At 60.6% G+C, this 17125-nt stretch carries 16 protein-coding genes and 1 tRNA gene; 13 read left to right on the top strand and 4 right to left on the bottom strand.

Annotation, left to right across the window (positions count from 1 at the left end):
* Position 1 precedes the first annotated feature (1 nt).
* Positions 2 to 691 carry an arylesterase gene (locus tag ACKLNI_RS10515; protein ID WP_413719022.1) on the bottom strand — a complete coding sequence of 230 codons (690 nt, stop codon included), beginning with the start codon at positions 689 to 691 and terminating at the stop codon, positions 2 to 4.
* Here ACKLNI_RS10515 and ACKLNI_RS10520 point away from each other — a divergent pair.
* The 5 genes from ACKLNI_RS10520 to ACKLNI_RS10540 all read left to right on the top strand — a co-directional run bounded on the left by ACKLNI_RS10520 (position 690) and on the right by ACKLNI_RS10540 (position 6377).
* A complete protein-coding gene (locus tag ACKLNI_RS10520; protein ID WP_413719023.1) occupies positions 690 to 1391 on the top strand; it encodes an ABC transporter ATP-binding protein in 702 nt (233 codons plus the stop codon). The two genes, ACKLNI_RS10515 and ACKLNI_RS10520, sit on opposite strands and share 2 nt — an antisense overlap.
* On the top strand, positions 1388 to 3916 hold the full coding sequence (locus ACKLNI_RS10525; RefSeq protein ID WP_413719024.1) for an ABC transporter permease: 2529 nt from the start codon (positions 1388 to 1390) through the stop codon (positions 3914 to 3916). The genes ACKLNI_RS10520 and ACKLNI_RS10525 overlap by 4 nt, the downstream gene beginning before the upstream one ends.
* A 98-nt stretch (positions 3917 to 4014) precedes the next feature.
* Positions 4015 to 4833, top strand: coding sequence for an ABC transporter substrate-binding protein (locus ACKLNI_RS10530; RefSeq protein WP_413719112.1), 819 nt, complete (start codon positions 4015 to 4017; stop codon positions 4831 to 4833).
* Between the two features lie 3 nt (positions 4834 to 4836).
* Positions 4837 to 5649: an amino acid ABC transporter permease gene (locus ACKLNI_RS10535; RefSeq protein ID WP_413719025.1), complete on the top strand. Its 813-nt coding sequence runs from the start codon at positions 4837 to 4839 to the stop codon at positions 5647 to 5649.
* Positions 5649 to 6377, top strand: a complete 729-nt coding sequence (locus ACKLNI_RS10540; protein WP_413719026.1) for an amino acid ABC transporter ATP-binding protein — start codon at positions 5649 to 5651, stop codon at positions 6375 to 6377. Before ACKLNI_RS10535 ends, ACKLNI_RS10540 begins: the two co-directional genes overlap by 1 nt.
* Before the next feature lie 231 nt (positions 6378 to 6608).
* Here the strand turns inward: ACKLNI_RS10540 and ACKLNI_RS10545 are convergent, their stop codons facing one another.
* Entirely contained in the window at positions 6609 to 7334 is a 726-nt protein-coding gene (locus tag ACKLNI_RS10545) for a hypothetical protein (RefSeq protein WP_413719027.1), read from the bottom strand.
* A gap of 163 nt (positions 7335 to 7497) precedes the next feature.
* Between ACKLNI_RS10545 and ACKLNI_RS10550 the strand changes: the two genes are divergently transcribed.
* Entirely contained in the window at positions 7498 to 9054 is a 1557-nt protein-coding gene (locus ACKLNI_RS10550) for a phospholipase D family protein (protein ID WP_413719028.1), read from the top strand.
* Between the two features lie 4 nt (positions 9055 to 9058).
* On the opposite strand, the gene ACKLNI_RS10555 is transcribed toward ACKLNI_RS10550, so the two are convergent.
* Together ACKLNI_RS10555 and ACKLNI_RS10560 are read right to left on the bottom strand one after the other, a co-directional pair.
* Complete coding sequence (locus ACKLNI_RS10555; protein WP_413719029.1) at positions 9059 to 10069, bottom strand: 5-oxoprolinase subunit C family protein; 1011 nt, start codon at positions 10067 to 10069, stop codon at positions 9059 to 9061.
* Complete coding sequence (locus ACKLNI_RS10560) at positions 10066 to 10800, bottom strand: 5-oxoprolinase subunit B family protein (protein WP_413719030.1); 735 nt, start codon at positions 10798 to 10800, stop codon at positions 10066 to 10068. The genes ACKLNI_RS10555 and ACKLNI_RS10560 overlap by 4 nt, the downstream gene beginning before the upstream one ends.
* 162 nt (positions 10801 to 10962) lie before the next feature.
* Between ACKLNI_RS10560 and ACKLNI_RS10565 the strand changes: the two genes are divergently transcribed.
* The 7 genes from ACKLNI_RS10565 to ACKLNI_RS10595 all read left to right on the top strand — a co-directional run bounded on the left by ACKLNI_RS10565 (position 10963) and on the right by ACKLNI_RS10595 (position 17099).
* Positions 10963 to 12096 carry an ABC transporter substrate-binding protein gene (locus ACKLNI_RS10565; RefSeq protein WP_413719031.1) on the top strand — a complete coding sequence of 378 codons (1134 nt, stop codon included), beginning with the start codon at positions 10963 to 10965 and terminating at the stop codon, positions 12094 to 12096.
* A gap of 51 nt (positions 12097 to 12147) precedes the next feature.
* On the top strand, positions 12148 to 13068 hold the full coding sequence (locus tag ACKLNI_RS10570; RefSeq protein WP_413719032.1) for a branched-chain amino acid ABC transporter permease: 921 nt from the start codon (positions 12148 to 12150) through the stop codon (positions 13066 to 13068).
* On the top strand, positions 13065 to 14048 hold the full coding sequence (locus ACKLNI_RS10575; protein WP_413719033.1) for a branched-chain amino acid ABC transporter permease: 984 nt from the start codon (positions 13065 to 13067) through the stop codon (positions 14046 to 14048). Before ACKLNI_RS10570 ends, ACKLNI_RS10575 begins: the two co-directional genes overlap by 4 nt.
* Entirely contained in the window at positions 14041 to 14790 is a 750-nt protein-coding gene (locus tag ACKLNI_RS10580) for an ABC transporter ATP-binding protein (protein ID WP_413719034.1), read from the top strand. The genes ACKLNI_RS10575 and ACKLNI_RS10580 overlap by 8 nt, the downstream gene beginning before the upstream one ends.
* The gene (locus ACKLNI_RS10585) at positions 14787 to 15473 is read left to right on the top strand and encodes an ABC transporter ATP-binding protein (RefSeq protein ID WP_413719035.1); all 687 of its coding nucleotides are present in this window, start codon (positions 14787 to 14789) and stop codon (positions 15471 to 15473) included. The genes ACKLNI_RS10580 and ACKLNI_RS10585 overlap by 4 nt, the downstream gene beginning before the upstream one ends.
* A 91-nt stretch (positions 15474 to 15564) precedes the next feature.
* Positions 15565 to 15641 (top strand) — tRNA-Met (locus ACKLNI_RS10590).
* 549 nt (positions 15642 to 16190) lie between these two features.
* Positions 16191 to 17099 carry a LysR family transcriptional regulator gene (locus tag ACKLNI_RS10595; RefSeq protein ID WP_413719036.1) on the top strand — a complete coding sequence of 303 codons (909 nt, stop codon included), beginning with the start codon at positions 16191 to 16193 and terminating at the stop codon, positions 17097 to 17099.
* The last annotated feature ends 26 nt before the right edge of the window (positions 17100 to 17125 follow it).

The following is a 17125-nucleotide window of genomic DNA, read 5'->3' on the forward strand; positions in this document are numbered from 1 at the left end:
GTCAGTCGTTCGCAAGTCTGACCAATTCTGCGACCTGCGGCCCGATATCTTCTACGACAAGCTCTATCCCTTTTGCATTCGGATGGATGCCGTCTCCTTGCATAAACTCTTCCAATGCTGATTGTCTGTCATCTGCTTTGATCAGAGCGGCAAGAAAGTTTGGATAGAAAAGCGTGCCATACTTGGCCGCAAGCTCTGGATACATCGCGTCGAATGCAGCCTCAAAATCTGGCCCGTAATTCGAAGGGGAATCCATGCCTACCAAAAGAACGGGCAAATCGCGGGATCCGGTTATTTCAAGAATCCCTTCAAGATTTGATCGGCTCGCAGCTGGATCTATACCACGCAACAGGTCATTTCCGCCAAGCGCCACGATCACACCATCGACTTCGGGTGTCAGTGTCCACTCGATGCGGCTCAGCCCACCGGCTGTGGTGTCGCCTGAGACGCCTGCGTTAATGATTCTGGCATCGAGACCTTTGGAAAGGAGCCACTCTTCAAGCTGAGGAACGAAACCTTGGCTGGCAGGCAGACCATAACCCTGGGTGAGGCTGTCACCAAGCGCGGCGATAACAACAGGTTCGGCCGAAGCAAGTCCGGCGCTCGCGATTGCTGAAAATCCGACGTTGCAGAAGATGCGGATCACCCCATATGGCGTAGGGAGACGACGGGGCCAGACCGGAGATAGCATGACCGAAACGATCCTCTCGCTAAAGGACGCGACACTTTCCCTAGAAGGGAATGCGGGTCGGGTCGACATCCTCAAAGGGATTTCAATGGATGTCGCGCGTGGTTCGTCCGTTGGTTTGATCGGACCATCTGGGTCGGGCAAGTCTTCGCTCCTTATGCTGATGGGCGGGCTGGAACGTGCAACCAGCGGTCAGGTGATAGCACTGGGACACGACCTGACGACGCTCGGCGAAGACGCGCTTGCCCGCTTTCGCAGGGAACATATGGGGGTAGTATTTCAATCCTTCCACCTAATTCCGACGATGACCGCTCTTGAGAACGTGGCGACCCCATTGGAATTGGCGGGCAAGATCGATGCCTTTGAGCGCGCCAAAGAGGAACTCAAGGCTGTCGGTCTTGCAGAGCGACTGGATCATTATCCGTCCCAGATGTCTGGTGGCGAACAACAGCGTGTTGCACTTGCTCGCGCGGTGGCTCCACGCCCGGACATCCTGCTGGCCGACGAACCCACTGGGAATCTCGACGCCTCGACGGGTCAGGCGATTATGGAGCTTCTGTTCGGTTTGCAAGAGCGACACGGTGCTACCCTTGTCTTGGTGACTCATTCGCCGCAACTGGCTGGGCGCTGCGATCGAATCATTCAATTGGAGGACGGCCGAATCGTAGATGGCGACCGTAATCAGGCCGAGGCCGCTGAATGAGCTTCTCGGTCGCCCGAAAAATTGCGCGCCGTGAGTTGCGCGGGGGCCTGATTGGCTTTCGGATATTCCTCGCCTGCCTGATCTTGGGCGTCGCGGCCATCGCTGCTGTCGGTAGCGTGCGCGAGTCCATTCGCGAAGGTCTGGAGCGCGAAGGTGCGGTCATCCTCGGGGGGGATGCCGAACTTGAGCTAACCTACCGTTTTGCGGAACCTGAAGAACTAGAATGGATGCGCACCAAGGCGACGTCTGTCGCCGAAGTCGTCGACTTTCGGTCAATGGCTGTCTTCGGAGTCGGTGAGGCAGCTGAGCGCGGACTGACTCAGGTCAAAGGGGTTGACGACGCCTATCCCCTTGTCGGGACTGTCCGGCTTTCGCCCAATATTCCGCTTCACGAAGCGCTTGCAGGGTCTGGGGGTGTTCCCGGCGCTGTGATGGCGCCGCTCCTCGTCGACCGACTGGGTATGGAAGTTGGTGAGTCATTTCGCTTGGGCACGCAGGAGTTCATTCTTTCTGCCAGGCTCGAGCATGAGCCCGACGACGCCGGAGGCGGTTTTGGCCTTGGCCCTCGCACGATCGTCCGCACGGCTGATCTCGCCGATAGCGGGTTGATCCAGCCTGGAACGTTGTACGAGACGGAGTACAAGTTGCGATTGCCCATCGATGCCGATCTGGACTCTCTGGAAGCCGAAGTGGAGACGTCTTTTACTGGCGTCCGCTGGCGAGATCGTCGAAACGGGGCTCCCGGCGTCGAGCGTTTTGTAGATCGCCTGTCTTCGTTCCTGGTACTCGTAGGCCTGGCAGGTCTTGCGGTTGGCGGCGTTGGAATCTCTGCGGCCGTTCGAGCCTATCTCGAACGAAAGACGGATGTCATCGCCACCCTCAAGACATTGGGTGCCGACAACAAGACGATCTTCCAAATCTATTTTCTTCAGATCGGAACCCTGACTGCCATTGGACTGACAGCGGGTCTTGCCCTTGGCGCCGTTCTTCCGCTGATCTTTGCGCCTTTGCTTGAAAGCCAACTACCAGTGCCTGCTGTTTTTCGGCTGCATTTCGGGCCCCTGATCGAGGCCGCACTTTATGGCGTATTGGCAGCGCTCATCTTCACGCTATGGCCCTTGGCGCGAGTCGAAGAGGTGCGTCCGGCAACCCTGTTCCGCGATGGAGGAGGATCGAAGCGTCGGCTTCCCCGGACGCTCTGGATGGTAGTGACCATTCTTCTGGTCGCGACACTTATTTGCTGCGCAGCCTACTTGTCCGGCCTATGGACGCTGACGCTTGGTGCCGCCGGAGGCCTGCTTGGTGCCTTTGCAATCCTGGTCTTGTCCGCCGATGCGGCGCGATGGTTGTCCCGACGAGCGGCACGGGCCCGGTTGGTTCGGGGCCGGAGTGCGTTGAGGCTTGCCCTCGGCTCTGTTGCCGGTCCCGGAGGAGAGGCAAGCTCGGTAGTGCTTTCGCTGGGTTTGGGCCTGACGGTGCTGGCGGCGGTAGGCCAAATCGATGCGAACCTGCGCGGTGCTATCGAACGTGATCTGCCTGAAGTCGCTCCGTCCTTCTTCATGGTCGATATCCAGCCTAGTCAGATGGACCGCTTTCAAGAGCGTCTCGTGAACGATCCGGCGGTCGAAAAGATCGAAAGCGCGCCAATGTTGCGCGGCATCATCACGCGCATCAACGGCAAGCCCGCCGAAGAAGTGGCGGGTGACCATTGGGTCCTGCGTGGCGATCGCGGCGTGACCTATTCGGACGAACCGCCGGGGGGAACAAAGATTACCCATGGCAAATGGTGGCCGGAGGGATACTCTGGATCGCCCCAGGTTTCGTTCGCTACTGATGAAGCTCAAGAGTTGGGCTTGCAGTTGGGCGATGAGATCACGGTGAATATTCTTGGCCGCGACATCACTGCAGAAATCGTGAACTTCAGGGAAGTCGATTTCTCGACCGCGGGCATCGGCTTTGTCATGTCGATGAACCCGGACGCTCTTTCCGGAGCGCCGCACACTTTCATTTCGACGGTCTATGCGGATGAAGATGCTGAAGCGGCTATTCTGCGCGATATCTCCAACGCATTTCCCAACATCACCGCAATTCGGGTAAAGGACGCCATTGAACGGGTCTCTGAAGTCTTGGCAGGCATTGCTGCGGCGATCACTTATGGAGCTCTGGTCACACTCGTTACCGGTGGTGTGGTCCTGATCGGGGCGGCAGCCGCGAGTGTCTACGCACGGACATACGAGGCCGCGATCCTGAAGACACTTGGCGCGTCCCGGACGACAATCCTTGCCAGCTTCACCTTGCGTTCGGCCTTTCTGGGAGCTGCGGCAGGGATCGTAGCCATTTTAGCTGGGGCATTGGCTGGTTGGGGCGTAATGACATTTGTAATGGATACCGATTATATCTTCGAACCCATTTCGGCCCTGCTGATTGTAGTGGGGGGAGTTCTCGCGACGCTTCTGGCCGGTCTTGTCTTTGCATGGGCACCATTGGCTGCGCGGCCGGCGCAAGTGCTTCGAGCCCGCGAATAACCGCCTTCCATCTGGCGGAAATTTTCCGGGCAGTCTTCTCTGGCACTGGACAATTTCTGGCGCTCGGCCAAGCATGCGGCCATCTTCAGGGAGCATGAATCATGAAACTTCTGAGCACGACGATACTGGTTTCCGTTTTTGCCACGGGCGCGATGGCCCAGAATGACTGCGCGGCAGGAAAAACCCTTGAGGACGGCAAGCTGACGATTGCGACGGGTAATCCGGCCTATTTTCCGTGGGTGATCGATGATGCGCCGGAATCCAAACAAGGTTTCGAGGCAGCAGTTGCGTATGCGGTCGCCGAGCGGATGGGTTTCGGAGACGAGCAGGTTGTGTGGGTGAGATCGTCTTTCGATCAGGCGATCCAACCGGGGGCAAAAGATTTTGACTTCAATCTTCAGCAATACTCGATCACCGAGGAGCGTGAGGAAGTCGTAGACTTCTCGGTTCCCTATTACTCGGCGGCGATGGCTGTCCTGACCCGCCAACCCGTTGTCGATAGTGGTGCGACGGCGTCTGTCTCGTCTCTAAAGAGCCTAATCTGGGGTGCCGATGCGAACACGACGGCGGTACCGATGTTGGCGGATCTCATTCAACCCGAAAAGGATCCACTGCTCTACGGAGACAACGCCGATGTGGTCGAAGCCATGAAGGCCAATCAGATCGACGCCGCTCTTTTCGATCTCCCGACGGCGTTATATCTCGGTGCAGTTGTCTTGGACGACGGGGTGATCCTTGGTCAGTTCCCTGCTGAGCGCAGCCAAAATCCGGACCAGTTCGGCCTCTTGATGGAGGAAGGCAACCCTTTGAAAGAATGCGTAGATGCCGCGCTGACGTCGATGAAGGACGATGGCACGCTAGCCGCGATCGAGGCCGAGTGGTTGTCCGAGACCACGGGTGTTCCGGTCATCGAGTAAGACTTGGCCACTCGCAGGCAAATCTACGAAGCGAAGGTCAGGCGGCGGTCGAATACGATTGCCGCCTTGTCTACTTTTGGTGTGTTTGCGGCTCTGATCGTTCTGATCCCGCTGGCGCCGGGCTGGGAGGCGGTGAAGAAGAGTTTCTTCAATGCCGAGGTCTTTGCGAAGACATTTCCGGGTTTGCTTGAAGCGTTTTTGCTGGACGTTGCGATCTTCGCGTGGTCGGCCCCTTTGATCTTTATATTGGGCCTTCTGGTCGCCCTGGCACGAGATGTTCGGTCGCCGGCGCTGTATCCTTTGCGGTTGTTCGGGATCGTTTACACGGATGTGTTCCGGGGTGTTCCGGTGATCCTTGTCATTTATCTGATCGGCTTCGGAATTCCGGGGCTTGGACTGCCCAGACCGTGGAACTCCCCCTATATCTGGGGCACCGTTGCGCTGGTCCTTACCTATGCGGCCTATGTCGCCGAGGTGTTCCGGACAGGGATCGAATCGATTCATCAAAGCCAGCGATCGGCGGCAGCGTCTCTGGGGTTGTCGAATGCAGATATCATGCGCTTCGTGATCCTGCCGCAGGCGATCCGTCGCGTCGTTCCTGCGAACATGAACCTGTTCATCGCCCTCCAGAAGGACGTGGCACTTCTGTCGTTCATCGGGCCGGTAGAGATCTTCCGGCAGGCAGGGGTCTACAAGTCGCTGCTCGCGAACTTCACACCCTATGTCGGCGCGGCTCTTATTTTCCTGGCGATCACGATCCCGGCGACGCGGTATGCCGATTACCTTCTGGCCCGGCAGCTTCGGGAGCGATCCTGATGGCGAAGCTGGAGGCAAGGGGTATCCGCAAGAGTTTCGGCCCGAACGAGGTATGCCGGGGCATCGACCTGAGTGTCGACCAGGGCGAAATGGTGTGCCTGATCGGAGCATCGGGTTCGGGCAAGTCAACGCTTCTGAGATGTCTGAACCTCCTGGAACCCATTGACGATGGGGAGATCTGGCTGGATGGGCAGGACATCTCGATACCGGGACTGGATCCGCAACCGGTGCGCCAAAGGATCGGGATGGTCTTCCAGAGCTACAACCTGTTCCCGCATATGACCGCCGTGGAGAACGCGATGCTGGCGCCTCGGAGAGTGCGGAACATGACCCGTGAGGCGCTGTTGGCGGGGATCACCGAACTCTTCGAGAGATTTGGGCTGAAGGACCGCATGGAACATTATCCCGACCAGTTGTCGGGCGGGCAGCAGCAACGCGTGGCGATCGTTCGGGCGCTGGCGATGAAGCCAGAAATCATGCTGTTCGACGAGATCACCAGTGCACTTGACCCCGAACTGGTAGGCGAGGTTCTGGATGTGCTGCGCCAGCTTCGGGAAGAGGGAATGACCATGGTTCTGGCGACCCACGAGATGGGCTTTGCGCGAGAACTGGCCGACAAGGTGTGTTTTCTGGACGAGGGCGTGATCCTGGAGGAAGGACCGCCCGAGCAGCTGTTCGGCGCGCCGATGCGGGACCGGACACGCGCCTTCCTCAAACGTGTTCTCTGACAAAGGTTAATGGATTTCGACCACAAGGTTCGTCCGACGGGTGGCCCGCGCATCCGTCGTGCAATGGAATGCTGTCTTGAACCCTTTAAAACAAGCCTGAACCTCTGTCGGCAAAGCGTCTGCAAAACGTATGCAAAGCGTATGGCAACAGAAATGCGATCCTTCCGGAGTTCTTCCGGGATCACAAGATATGGTGGCTGCGACCCGACCCGGGCCGGCAGCCTCTCGGTGTCACGCGGCGCCGGGTATTGGTGCACCGTCCCAGGTGCCTTCGCTTGAAATCAGCCGGGCCCGCGTGAACGAGGACCTGTCGAACATCGATCCGTCGCGACTTTGATCCATAAGCGTCTTGTGCACACCGGGCTTGTAGGCGCCGGAGATCATCTCGCGGTCGTCCTTCCAGACCGTCAGCGTGAATCCGTCCCGCCCGTCGAAACCGCCGTTGAACACGCCGTTGCAAAGATTTCCGGGGTGATCGCTGTAGAAATCCATCACCTCCCGAATGCCCTGCATGAAATTCGCGATCCTGGGGATCTGGTCCGGATCGCGCGAGTTGTAGCCGGCCGTGGTAACCACGAGCATGTGGCCCCCAGCAGGAGCCTTTGCTGTGCGGAGCGCCGTTCCGTTCTCCAGGGTTCCGCGCCAGTTGACCTCGCCATGATGCGCGATCGGCACAGCTATCGCATGCCAGGCCTCGGTCGTTTCTTCGAGCCAGGGCAGATGTTCACCGGGCGAGCCGAACACGGCTTCTGCGTCGGCGCGTGAATCGTAAATGCCGAGACCGCACCAGACCTCGGATTTCCATGTGGGCAATCCTATGTCGTTCACACTGTGGCTGGGACAGAAACGCCAGCAATCGGCTTGCGGCGGTGGCTCGAAGCTTTGGTCGGCAACGGAAATGGCGTTTGGAAACCGCACCCGGTGCAAGGTTATCCAATGGTGTTCGTTCTCGGTCATGATCACCCCCCTGATCGACTGACCTTAGGCGGGTTTTCCTGGATCGCAAAACTATCACTGATTGGCATCGTCTGTTTGCACCGGGCCGCGGAGCGGCCTAGCCTCTGAACAGGCACAATCCCGAGCAAGGGATTTGGGTTCCATTGAGCAGAGAAAGCCCCGCATGCGCTGGTTCTTGAAGTTGGCACTGAGCGTCGTTGCAATTGCGGCCGTTGCGATCTTGTCGTTGCGGTTGCTCTATCCGTTGCCGGATCTGCCCGATGCAGAGACTGGTGGTGACTGGCCTGCGCTGGGAGATACGGACATCGGGCGGATCGTCGAGGCGCTGGCGGAGGCGAATCCCGGCACATCGGGTGTTCTCCCTCTGGAGCGTGGCACCGATGCCTTCGCGGCCCGGGTCTTGCTGATCCGAACGGCGGCACGGACCATCGATGCGCAGTATTACATATGGCAGGACGATCTGACCGGCATACGCCTTTTGTCCGAGTTGCAGGATGCCGCGATGCGCGGTGTCCGCGTTCGTCTTCTGGTGGATGACAACGGAACCCCCGATCTTGACCAGGAACTGGCCGCGCTGGATGCCCTTCCGACAGCGGAAGTGAGGGTATTCAACCCGTTCACGATGCGGGATCACAGGATCCTCAACTACACGTTCGATTTCTTCCGTCTGAACCGGCGTATGCACAACAAGTCGCTGACCGCCGATGCTGCGGCCACTATCGTGGGCGGGCGGAATATCGGCGATGTCTACTTCGAAACCGGAAGCGGCCACACCTATCTGGATCTGGATGTCCTGGCCGTGGGGCCGGCTGCGATGGATGTCTCGGAGGATTTCGAACGGTACTGGTTCAGCGGCTCATCCCATGCGATCAGCAGCCTCGTCGAAGCAGAGCGCGGTGCGGAAAGCCTTTTGGCGGCGCGCGACGCGGAGCTTCGCGAGACCGAGCAGGCGCGGGCCTATTCAGAAGTGGTGCGCCAATCTCCCATCATCGGGCAGCTGATGTCGGGGGAGTTGCCGCTGGAGTGGGTGCCGACACTTCTGTTCAGCGATGACCCCGGGAAGGGTCTTGGCTTGGTGGATGTCTCGGAGTTGATGATCCGAAAGCTGATGACCGAACTGGGACCGCCGCAGAGTTCGTTCGACATTGTCTCGGCCTATTTCATCACCGGAGAGACGGCGACCGAGCATATGGCAGGCTTTGCGTCGGAGGGTGTTCGGGTGCGGACGCTGACGAACTCGCTGGAAGCGACCGATGTGGCCGTGGTTCACGCCGGCTACATCAACTATCGCGATGCCCTGATCGATGGCGGCGTGGAGGTTTACGAGCTGCGCAGCGACCATGGCGCGCGGCGGGCGGTCAACGATCTGGGCATGATGGAGCTGTCGCGGGCGGCGCTGCATGCCAAGACCTTCGCCATGGATGGGCGCCGCGCATTCATCGGGTCGCTGAACTTCGATCCCCGGTCGCGGCGGCTGAATACGGAGATGGGTTTCCTGATCGACAGCCCGAGGATCGCTGGCCTGATCTCGGGCTGGATGGATGAGACCTTGCGGTATTTGGCATATCGGGTGAGCCGGGATGAGGTTGGCGGTCTGCTGTGGACGGCGGAGGACGCCGATGGCGGCGTCGCCAGCTTCGATGTCGAACCGAACACGACCGTGCCGTTGCGCCTTCTGGTGACCATTGCCAGTTATCTGCCGGTCGAGTGGATGCTCTGAGGGCTTAGCCGACGATGTCGTCCGGGGGGCGGTCGATCAGTTCGTAGGACAGAAGGTCCGCCATCTCGCGCGGGTCGCGGATGCGGGGCGTCCGGGCTTTTCGGAGGCTTCGGTAGATCTCGTCGTCGCCCTTCCATGTTTTTTCCGCTTCGTCGAAAGCGATGAAGCGGAACCGGATCTGCGCACCGGGCAACGCCTGCGCGATGCGGGGCAGGTCGGCGGGGATGACGGTTCCGATCCGGGGATAGCCGCCCATGGTCTGGCATTCGCACAGGAGAACGAATGGCGTGCCGTCGCCGGTCATCTGGATATCGCCCTCGGAGATGAAATCCGAGACCTGCCCGAGCTGGGCTGCGGTCGCGAAGGGCGCGCCTTCCTGATCCATGCGCACGCCCTGCCGGTTGCCGCGCGGGCTGCGGGTGAAGGTCGTGGCTTCGAACCGGTCCAGAACGTCCTGCGGGAAAAGACCGGTCTGGGGGCCGGGGATCACCTGGATCGGCTGGGTGCCGGGGGCTCCAGGGGCAAGACGCAGGGGAGGCGCATCCGGCTCGGGGTCGGCGCCGAAGGGCAGGCGGTCGCCGGGCGAGAGATCGGGTCCAAGCCCCGCGATCCGGTGACGCCCGCGCCCTCCGAGTTCCTCGTCGGTCAGAAGACCGCCTGCAATATGCAGATAGCCGTAGACGCCATCTTCCGCAGGGCCGATGTCGAGCGTGTCTCCGGTGTTCAGCCTATAAGAGGCGTGGTCCTCGATCGGACTGCCGTTGATGCTGGCGCGCAGTCGTGCGCCGGACAAGGCGATCCGGGTTGGTTTGTCCACCCGGAAACGTCCGCCGCCGACGGTCATCTCAAGCGCTGCCGCGTCGGGTGGATTTCCCACGAGCGCTGCCCCTGTCAGGAAGCCCAGACGATCGGCCGCGCCGCCGCGCGACAGACCAAGTCCCATGCCATGGGGTCGGCCCAGGTCCTGGACGGTGAGGCCGGGGCCGGCGCGATCGATGATGAGGTGGCCGGTCACTCGATCGGCTCCGCCATTGCGCCGCCCAACGGACCTGCTTCGGACAGGCGTGCGAAGTCCTTTGCCGGTACCGGCTCGAACCGCACGGTGTCCCCGGCCTTGAGAGGAATCGGCGGGGTGCCATTGCGCGCATAGCAACGGAACGCCGTTCGTCCGATCTGACGCCAGCCGGTCGGCGCGGCATTGGCAAAGGGAATCACTTGCCGGACGGCGACCACGACGGCGCCGCGGGGCACCTCGGGCGTCACCTCGGTTTGCCGGGGAATGTTCCAGTGCTCGTCCATGAAGCCCAGGTAGGGTTGTCCCGGCGCGAAGCCGAGGGCGAGCACGCGCAACTCCGACACCGCAATCTCGGCAACCGCCTGATCTGGCGTGCGCCCTATGGCATCGGCCACCTCGTCAAGCTGCGGGCCGTAGTCACCCCCGAAAACGGCCGGCATACGCCAAAGCGTCCGACCCTCGGGCAGGGGGGCGTGATACCAGTCCATCGCCGAAAGACGGTCGCGAAGTTCGTCCTGTAGCCGGGCACGCGTGATGTCGCCGGGACGGAACCGGACCAATACCGATGTTAGCGACGTGGCTGTTTCGGTGATACCCGTCGGCAGATCATGCTCAAGTGCGCCGCGATAGGAGAGCGCAGCCCGATTCGCGGCTTCGCTGAGCGTATCAGCGAAGCGGACGAGGATTCCATCTAGACCAAGCGGCAGGATTTCGGGCGAGGGCTCTGTCATCTTGGAGGCAACGTCTCACAGACCGGGGCGGATGAAAACATTGGCATTGATTTCGGGCTTGCCAGCAATGTGCATTCCTTGAACTTTGTCTCAAGCGATAGAATAACGGTTTGAAGAAAAGACAAGGCCCTGCTCGGGGCTGGAAGCAACGGGGAGACACTTATGAAATTCAAGACACTTCTTCTGGGCGCCGCGATGCTTGCATCCGCACAGATGGCGGCCGCCGAGGTAAAGGTCGGCATGATCACCACCCTGTCCGGCGGTGGTGCCGGTCTGGGCATCGACGTGCGCGATGGCTTCATGCTGGCGGTCAAGCAATCGGGACGCGACGATCTCGAGGTCGTCATCGAGGACGACCAGCAGAAGCCCGACATTGCCGTGCAGCTCGCGGACAAGATGATCCAGTCCGAGAAGGTCGACGTGCTGACCGGAATCATCTGGTCGAACCTCGCCATGGCCGTAGTTCCGAGCGCGACGGCACAGGGCAAGATCTATCTTTCTCCGAATGCGGGGCCGTCGCCCTTGGCCGGCAAGGGGTGCCATCCCAATTACTTCAACGTCGCCTGGCAGAACGACAGCCTGCACAATGGCGGCGGAGCCTATGCGAATATCGCGGGCTACAAGAACACCTTCCTGCTGGCGCCGAATTATCCGGCTGGCACGGATGCGCTCAATGGCTTCAAGGCTCTGTATGAGGGCGAAGTCGCAGCCGAGGTCTATACGGAACTGGGCCAGACTGACTATGCCGCAGAGATCGCCCAGATCCGGGCGTCGGGCGCCGACAGCGTTTATTTCTTCCTGCCCGGCGGGATGGGGATCTCGTTCCTGAAGCAGTACTCGGAAAGCGGCGTGGAGATTCCCGTCGTGGGACCGGCGTTCAGCTTTGACCAGGGAATCCTTCAAGCCGTGGGCGAGGCTGCGCTGGGTGTGAAAAACACCTCGCAGTGGAACAAGGATCTGGACAATGCCGCGAACAAGGCCTTCGTCGAAAGCTTCCAGGCGGAGTACGGGCGCCTGCCGTCCCTTTACGCCAGCCAGGGTTTTGACACCGCAAACCTGCTGATCAGCGCTATGGGCAAGGCCGACATCTCGGACCTGGACGCTTTCCGCGCCGCGCTGAAGGAAGCGGATTTCGCCAGCGTCCGGGGGGATTTCAAGTTTGGGCCGAACAACCATCCGATCCACGACGTGTATATCCGCGAAGTGATCAAGGAAGGCGATGTCTATACCAACAAGATCATCGGCAAGGTGCTTGAGGATCACGGCGATCCTTATGCGGCCGAGTGCCAGATGTAAGAACGAGCCGACCCGCTCCGGTTGACGGAGCGGGTCGTCGCTGAGACGGGCATGTCCACCATCCTGATCATCGAGCAGGTTCTGAACGGCCTGCAGCTTGGGGTCATGCTGTTTCTCATGGCGGCCGGCCTGACGCTGATTTTCGGCGTCATGGGGTTGATCAACCTGGCGCATGGATCGCTCTATATGGTCGGCGCTTTTGCCGCGGCCTGGGTGGCCGGGGCCACGGGCTCTTTCATCCTGGCCCTGATCGGCGCGCTGGTCGCGGCGGCGCTGGCGGGGGCGATCGTGGAACTGGTGGTGATCCGGCGTCTGTACGAGAAGGATCACCTGGACCAGGTTCTGGCGACCTTTGCTCTGATCCTGATCTTCTCGGAAGGTACCCGCTGGATTTTCGGGTCGTTCCCATTGTTCCTGGATATTCCGGACGCATTGTCAGGACCCGTCACCTTGCCTGGAGGCATCCAGTACCCGCTGTACCGGCTGGTCCTGATCCTTGCGGGTCTGCTGATCGCGCTGGGCCTGGACCTGCTTATCACACGGACGCGGATCGGCATCCGCATCCGGGCAGGCGAGAACGACCGCGAGATGACGGCTGCGCTGGGGATCGACATCTCGAAGCTTTACACGCTGGTCTTTGCGCTGGGCGCGGGTCTGGCCGGCTTGGCGGGCGCGATGGTGGGCGCGATCCAGTCGGTGCAGGTGGGCATGGGCGAGCCGGTTCTGATCCTGGCTTTCGTCGTCATCGTTATCGGCGGCATCGGGTCGATCCGGGGCGCGCTGGTGGGCGCGCTGCTGGTGGGGCTGACCGACACGCTTGGGGGCATCTTCCTGCCGGAACTGTTCAAGCTCTTTATGGAGCCATCCTCGGCCACATCCGTCGGCGCGTCGCTGTCGTCGATGGCGATCTACATCCTGATGGGTGCGATCCTGATCTGGCGGCCTACGGGACTGTTCGGGGCGCGCGCATGATCCGCGAGAGATATCTGAATGCCGGTCTTCTGGCGTTGCTGGTTGCGGTGCCGCTCTGGGCGCATCTGGCCGATGAGCCGTTCACGATCACGCTGGCCACCCGCGCGGTGATCTTCGCGCTGGCCGCCGTGGGTCTGAACATCGCCCTGGGACTGGGCGGGCTGGTGAGCCTGGGGCATGCGGCGTTTTTCGGCATCGGGGGCTATGCGATGGGGATTCTCGCCTTTCACGCGCAGAGCTTCACGCCACTGATGGAATGGCCCTTGGTGATCGAGGGCACCAAGTCGATGCCGGTGATCTGGCTGGTGGCGGTCATCGCGTCCGCATTGGCGGCGCTGGTGATCGGGGCCTTGTCGCTGAGAACCAGCGGCGTCTATTTCATCATGATTACGCTGGCCTTCGGACAGATGTTCTATTTCTTCACAATCTCCTGGCCCGCGTATGGCGGTGAGGACGGTCTGTCGATTTATGTGCGGAACGGGTTTCCGGGGTTGAATACGCTGGTACCGATCCAGTTCTACGGGCTGTGCTTCGTCATCCTGTGCACGGTGCTGTTCCTGAATGCGCGGCTGGCGAAATCGCCCTTCGGACTGGCCCTGAACGCGGCGCGGCAGGTGCCCGTCCGGGTCGAGACGGTCGGACTGGACGGGCAGCGGATCAAATTGGCGGCTTTCGTGATCTCTGGGGCGATCACAGGTCTGGCGGGGGCGTTGTTCGCCGATCTGAACCGCTTTGTCAGCCCGACCATGTTCAGCTGGCAGACCAGCGGCGAGATCATCGTTTTCATCATCATCGGTGGCGTGGCGCGACTGTTCGGTCCGGTCGCGGGAGCGGTGGTCTTCGTGACTCTGGAGCATGTTCTGGGCGGGCTCAGCAACTATTGGCACATCTTCCTCGGGTTGCTTCTTCTGGCGATCGTGCTGTTCGGCCGAGGAGGCCTGATCGGAATGCTGACCCGTCGGGAGGCGGCGCATGACTGATCCTGTCCTGGAAACCCGTGGTCTGACCAAGCGCTTCGGTGCGTTGACCGCAAGCGACGACATCTCGATTGCCCTGCTGCCCGGTGAGATCCACGCCATCATCGGGCCGAACGGAGCGGGCAAGTCGACGTTGATCGCGCAAATCTGCGGTGGCCTTGCGCCGGACTCCGGGAGCGTGCATCTGCTGGGGCAGGACGTGACGGCGCAGCCCATGCGTGTGCGCGCACGAGCGGGGCTGGGGCGCACGTTCCAGATTTCCGCGCTGGCGATGGAAGACACCGTTCTTCAGAATGCGGTTCTGGGCGCCGTTGGCGCAGGCGGTAGCGCCTGGCGACTTCTTGGGTCGGCGCTGGGAGACCAGGCGCTGCGAGAGCGAGCAGAAGAGGCCCTCGAGAGGGTCGGTCTCATGCCGTTCGCCGCCATGCGTACGGCGGAGCTGAGCCACGGGCAACGCAGACAGCTAGAAGTCGCAGTTGCGCTGACATTGCATCCCAAGGCCTTTGTCATGGACGAGCCCATGGCGGGGCTGGGCGCGGATGGGTCCCGGCAGATGACCGGTTTCCTGGATGAACTGCGTTGTGAAGCGCCGATCCTGCTGGTGGAGCACGACATGGACGCCGTATTCGCGCTGGCGGACCGGATCAGCGTCCTCGACTATGGCCGTGTCATCGCCAGCGGCACGGTGGCCGAGGTTCGCGCAAACCCGATCGTGCGCTCCGCTTATCTTGGAGAAGAGGCATGAGTCTCTTGAGCGTCCGGAACCTGACGGCCTCCTACGGGGCCAGTCAGGCCCTGTTCGGCGTCGATCTGGAGGTTGGGGAAGGCGAAGTCGTGGCCCTGATGGGCCGCAACGGCATGGGCAAGAGCACCACGATCAAGGCGATCTGCCGCATGCTGCCGAGTGCGGGCGGTCTCACATTTGACGGCCGCGACCTTTCTGGACTGCCCAGCCATGCGGTTGCTCGGTTGGGAATTGGTCTTGTACCGGAAGGGCGGCGGTGTTTCCGCGATCTGACGGTGACCGAGAATCTCGTTGCCGCGGCGCGGTCCGGTTACTGGGATCAGTCGAAGATCGAAGCGCTGTTCCCCAGGCTGGGAGAACGCCGGGGCCAGCGTGCGGCGTCTCTTTCGGGCGGCGAGCAGCAGATGCTGGCGATCGCGCGAGCGCTGATGACAAACCCGCGGCTCTTGCTTCTGGACGAAGCGACCGAGGGTCTGTCCCCGCTTCTTCGGCAGGAAATTTGGGCGGCGGTCGCGCGTCTGAAGTCGGAGACCGGTCTTGCGATCCTTGTTGTCGACAAGTCGTTGAAGGAATTGCGGGGTGTGTCGGATCGGGCGGTGATCCTGGAGCGCGGCAAATCGGTCTGGTCGGGCGCCACCACCGATCTCGACCAGGATACTAGCGAGCGTTACGTCGGCGTTTGAGTGCTGAATTTCGGGAGGCCGTTTTCCTGACGCTATGGCTCAATCGGTCTTGACGCCTCCCTCTCAAGCCTCTACCTAGCCCTTCGCTCGTGGCGGAGTAGCTCAGTTGGTTAGAGCAGCGGAATCATAATCCGCGTGTCGGGGGTTCAAGTCCCTCCTCCGCTACCAAAACCCTCCTTTTTGTCGATATTCTCTGAATGATGTAGCGTGTTTAACGCTATGCGCATCTACCTTGTTGTCCACCTTCCTTGGACCTCATCTATAGTGCGTTATCAAAATACGTTTGTGAGGGTCGTCCGTTGTCCGTAACTGTGCGTTTTGCTCACAGCCAGTCTCGACGTCTGTTCAAAGCTAAATACCAGCTTCAGTACTAGGCCATGGCAACTGAACCAATTGGCGGAAAGCAGACCTTCGCCGCGCGACTCCTCTATGTCTGAGTTGCGGCACGAAGCGGCATTTCGCTGGTTCCGATGCATAGCAGCTGTTCCAGTACGCACCTAGAAGATCTCACTCGGGACCATGCAAGTCGCTGTCAATACATCACGTGTCGAGACGCGAGGCCTTGCGGCTTTTAATGACGCCTTCAGCAGTAACGACCACGATCCGGCGTCCAGCCGAAAGAGCCGCCGCAACTTGACTTCACAGAGCCTTTGATGCGGAAAGCCATTGATTGTTTGCTGCGGGGAACTTTAGCTATTGCGGTTGGGGATAAGCGCAATGTCTTTCACTCTAAAGCAAGCTCGCTACTTTGTTGGTATTGCCGAATACGGCACGATCAGCCGCGCCGCCGCCGAGTTGTCGATTTCGCAAAGTGCCGTGACCGAAGCGGTCAAGGACCTTGAAGCGCGTCTTGGAGTTCGGCTCTTCGACCGCCGCCGACGTGGGGTTGAACTGACCTATCATGGGCATGTCTTTCTGCGTCACGCAAAGGCAATTCTTACGGAGGTCTCAAACGCCGAAATCAACCTGGCCGACAAAGGCGCCACGGTGTCTGGAACGCTTAACATTGGTGTCACGTCACTGACGTCCGGATATGTGCTGTCGGATCTCCTTTCGCGGTTTCGGCGCGCCCAGCCTGGGATCGACGTGAGCGCGGTCGAAGATACTGGCGAGTACCTCGAACATCTTCTGATCGGTGGTGAGCTGGATGTCGCGGTGATGGTCGTCTCGAACCTAAGGAACGCGCAGGCGCTGCACTCGGAAATCCTCGCTGTGTCTCCCTACAGGTTGTGGCTACCCATTGGTCATCCGCTCTGCTCGCACGAGAGCATTGCGCTCGACGACCTGACGGACGAGCCGCAGATCGTTCTCGACATCGACGAGATGCAGGCCGAAACGGACCGGCTTTTGTCTAGCTTCCAGGTCCGCCCACGCATTGCCTTTCGGACGCGTTCGGTCGAGGCTGTACGGTCACTTTGTGCAAGTGGAGCGGGGGTCGCGTTGCTGCCCGACCTCATCTATCGGCCGTGGTCGCTGGAGGGCGACAGGATCGAGAGCCGGGATGTATCGGCCCGCCTTCCGGTGGTGCAGGTCGGGCTGGTCTGGCGCCGAGGCGCCACGGTTGCGACAGCTGCCCATGCCTTCCTCTCTGTCGCCCAGAGCTTTCATGCGCCACGGCTGAGATGATATCGGAATTTCCGATATCACCGTCC

The organism is Silicimonas lutimaris (assembly GCF_047314965.1).
In the GTDB taxonomy this organism is placed as follows: domain Bacteria; phylum Pseudomonadota; class Alphaproteobacteria; order Rhodobacterales; family Rhodobacteraceae; genus JAVJUV01.

Coding starts and splice junctions, on each gene's coding strand:
- ACKLNI_RS10580 (WP_413719034.1), top strand. CDS start 14,041: ATGACTGATCCTGTCCTGGAAACCCGTGGTCTGACCAAGCGCTTCGGT.
- ACKLNI_RS10560 (WP_413719030.1), bottom strand. CDS start 10,800: ATGACAGAGCCCTCGCCCGAAATCCTGCCGCTTGGTCTAGATGGAATC.
- ACKLNI_RS10550 (WP_413719028.1), top strand. CDS start 7,498: ATGCGCTGGTTCTTGAAGTTGGCACTGAGCGTCGTTGCAATTGCGGCC.
- ACKLNI_RS10570 (WP_413719032.1), top strand. CDS start 12,148: ATGTCCACCATCCTGATCATCGAGCAGGTTCTGAACGGCCTGCAGCTT.
- ACKLNI_RS10575 (WP_413719033.1), top strand. CDS start 13,065: ATGATCCGCGAGAGATATCTGAATGCCGGTCTTCTGGCGTTGCTGGTT.
- ACKLNI_RS10525 (WP_413719024.1), top strand. CDS start 1,388: ATGAGCTTCTCGGTCGCCCGAAAAATTGCGCGCCGTGAGTTGCGCGGG.
- ACKLNI_RS10540 (WP_413719026.1), top strand. CDS start 5,649: ATGGCGAAGCTGGAGGCAAGGGGTATCCGCAAGAGTTTCGGCCCGAAC.
- ACKLNI_RS10520 (WP_413719023.1), top strand. CDS start 690: ATGACCGAAACGATCCTCTCGCTAAAGGACGCGACACTTTCCCTAGAA.
- ACKLNI_RS10545 (WP_413719027.1), bottom strand. CDS start 7,334: ATGACCGAGAACGAACACCATTGGATAACCTTGCACCGGGTGCGGTTT.
- ACKLNI_RS10595 (WP_413719036.1), top strand. CDS start 16,191: ATGTCTTTCACTCTAAAGCAAGCTCGCTACTTTGTTGGTATTGCCGAA.
- ACKLNI_RS10585 (WP_413719035.1), top strand. CDS start 14,787: ATGAGTCTCTTGAGCGTCCGGAACCTGACGGCCTCCTACGGGGCCAGT.
- ACKLNI_RS10515 (WP_413719022.1), bottom strand. CDS start 691: ATGCTATCTCCGGTCTGGCCCCGTCGTCTCCCTACGCCATATGGGGTG.
- ACKLNI_RS10565 (WP_413719031.1), top strand. CDS start 10,963: ATGAAATTCAAGACACTTCTTCTGGGCGCCGCGATGCTTGCATCCGCA.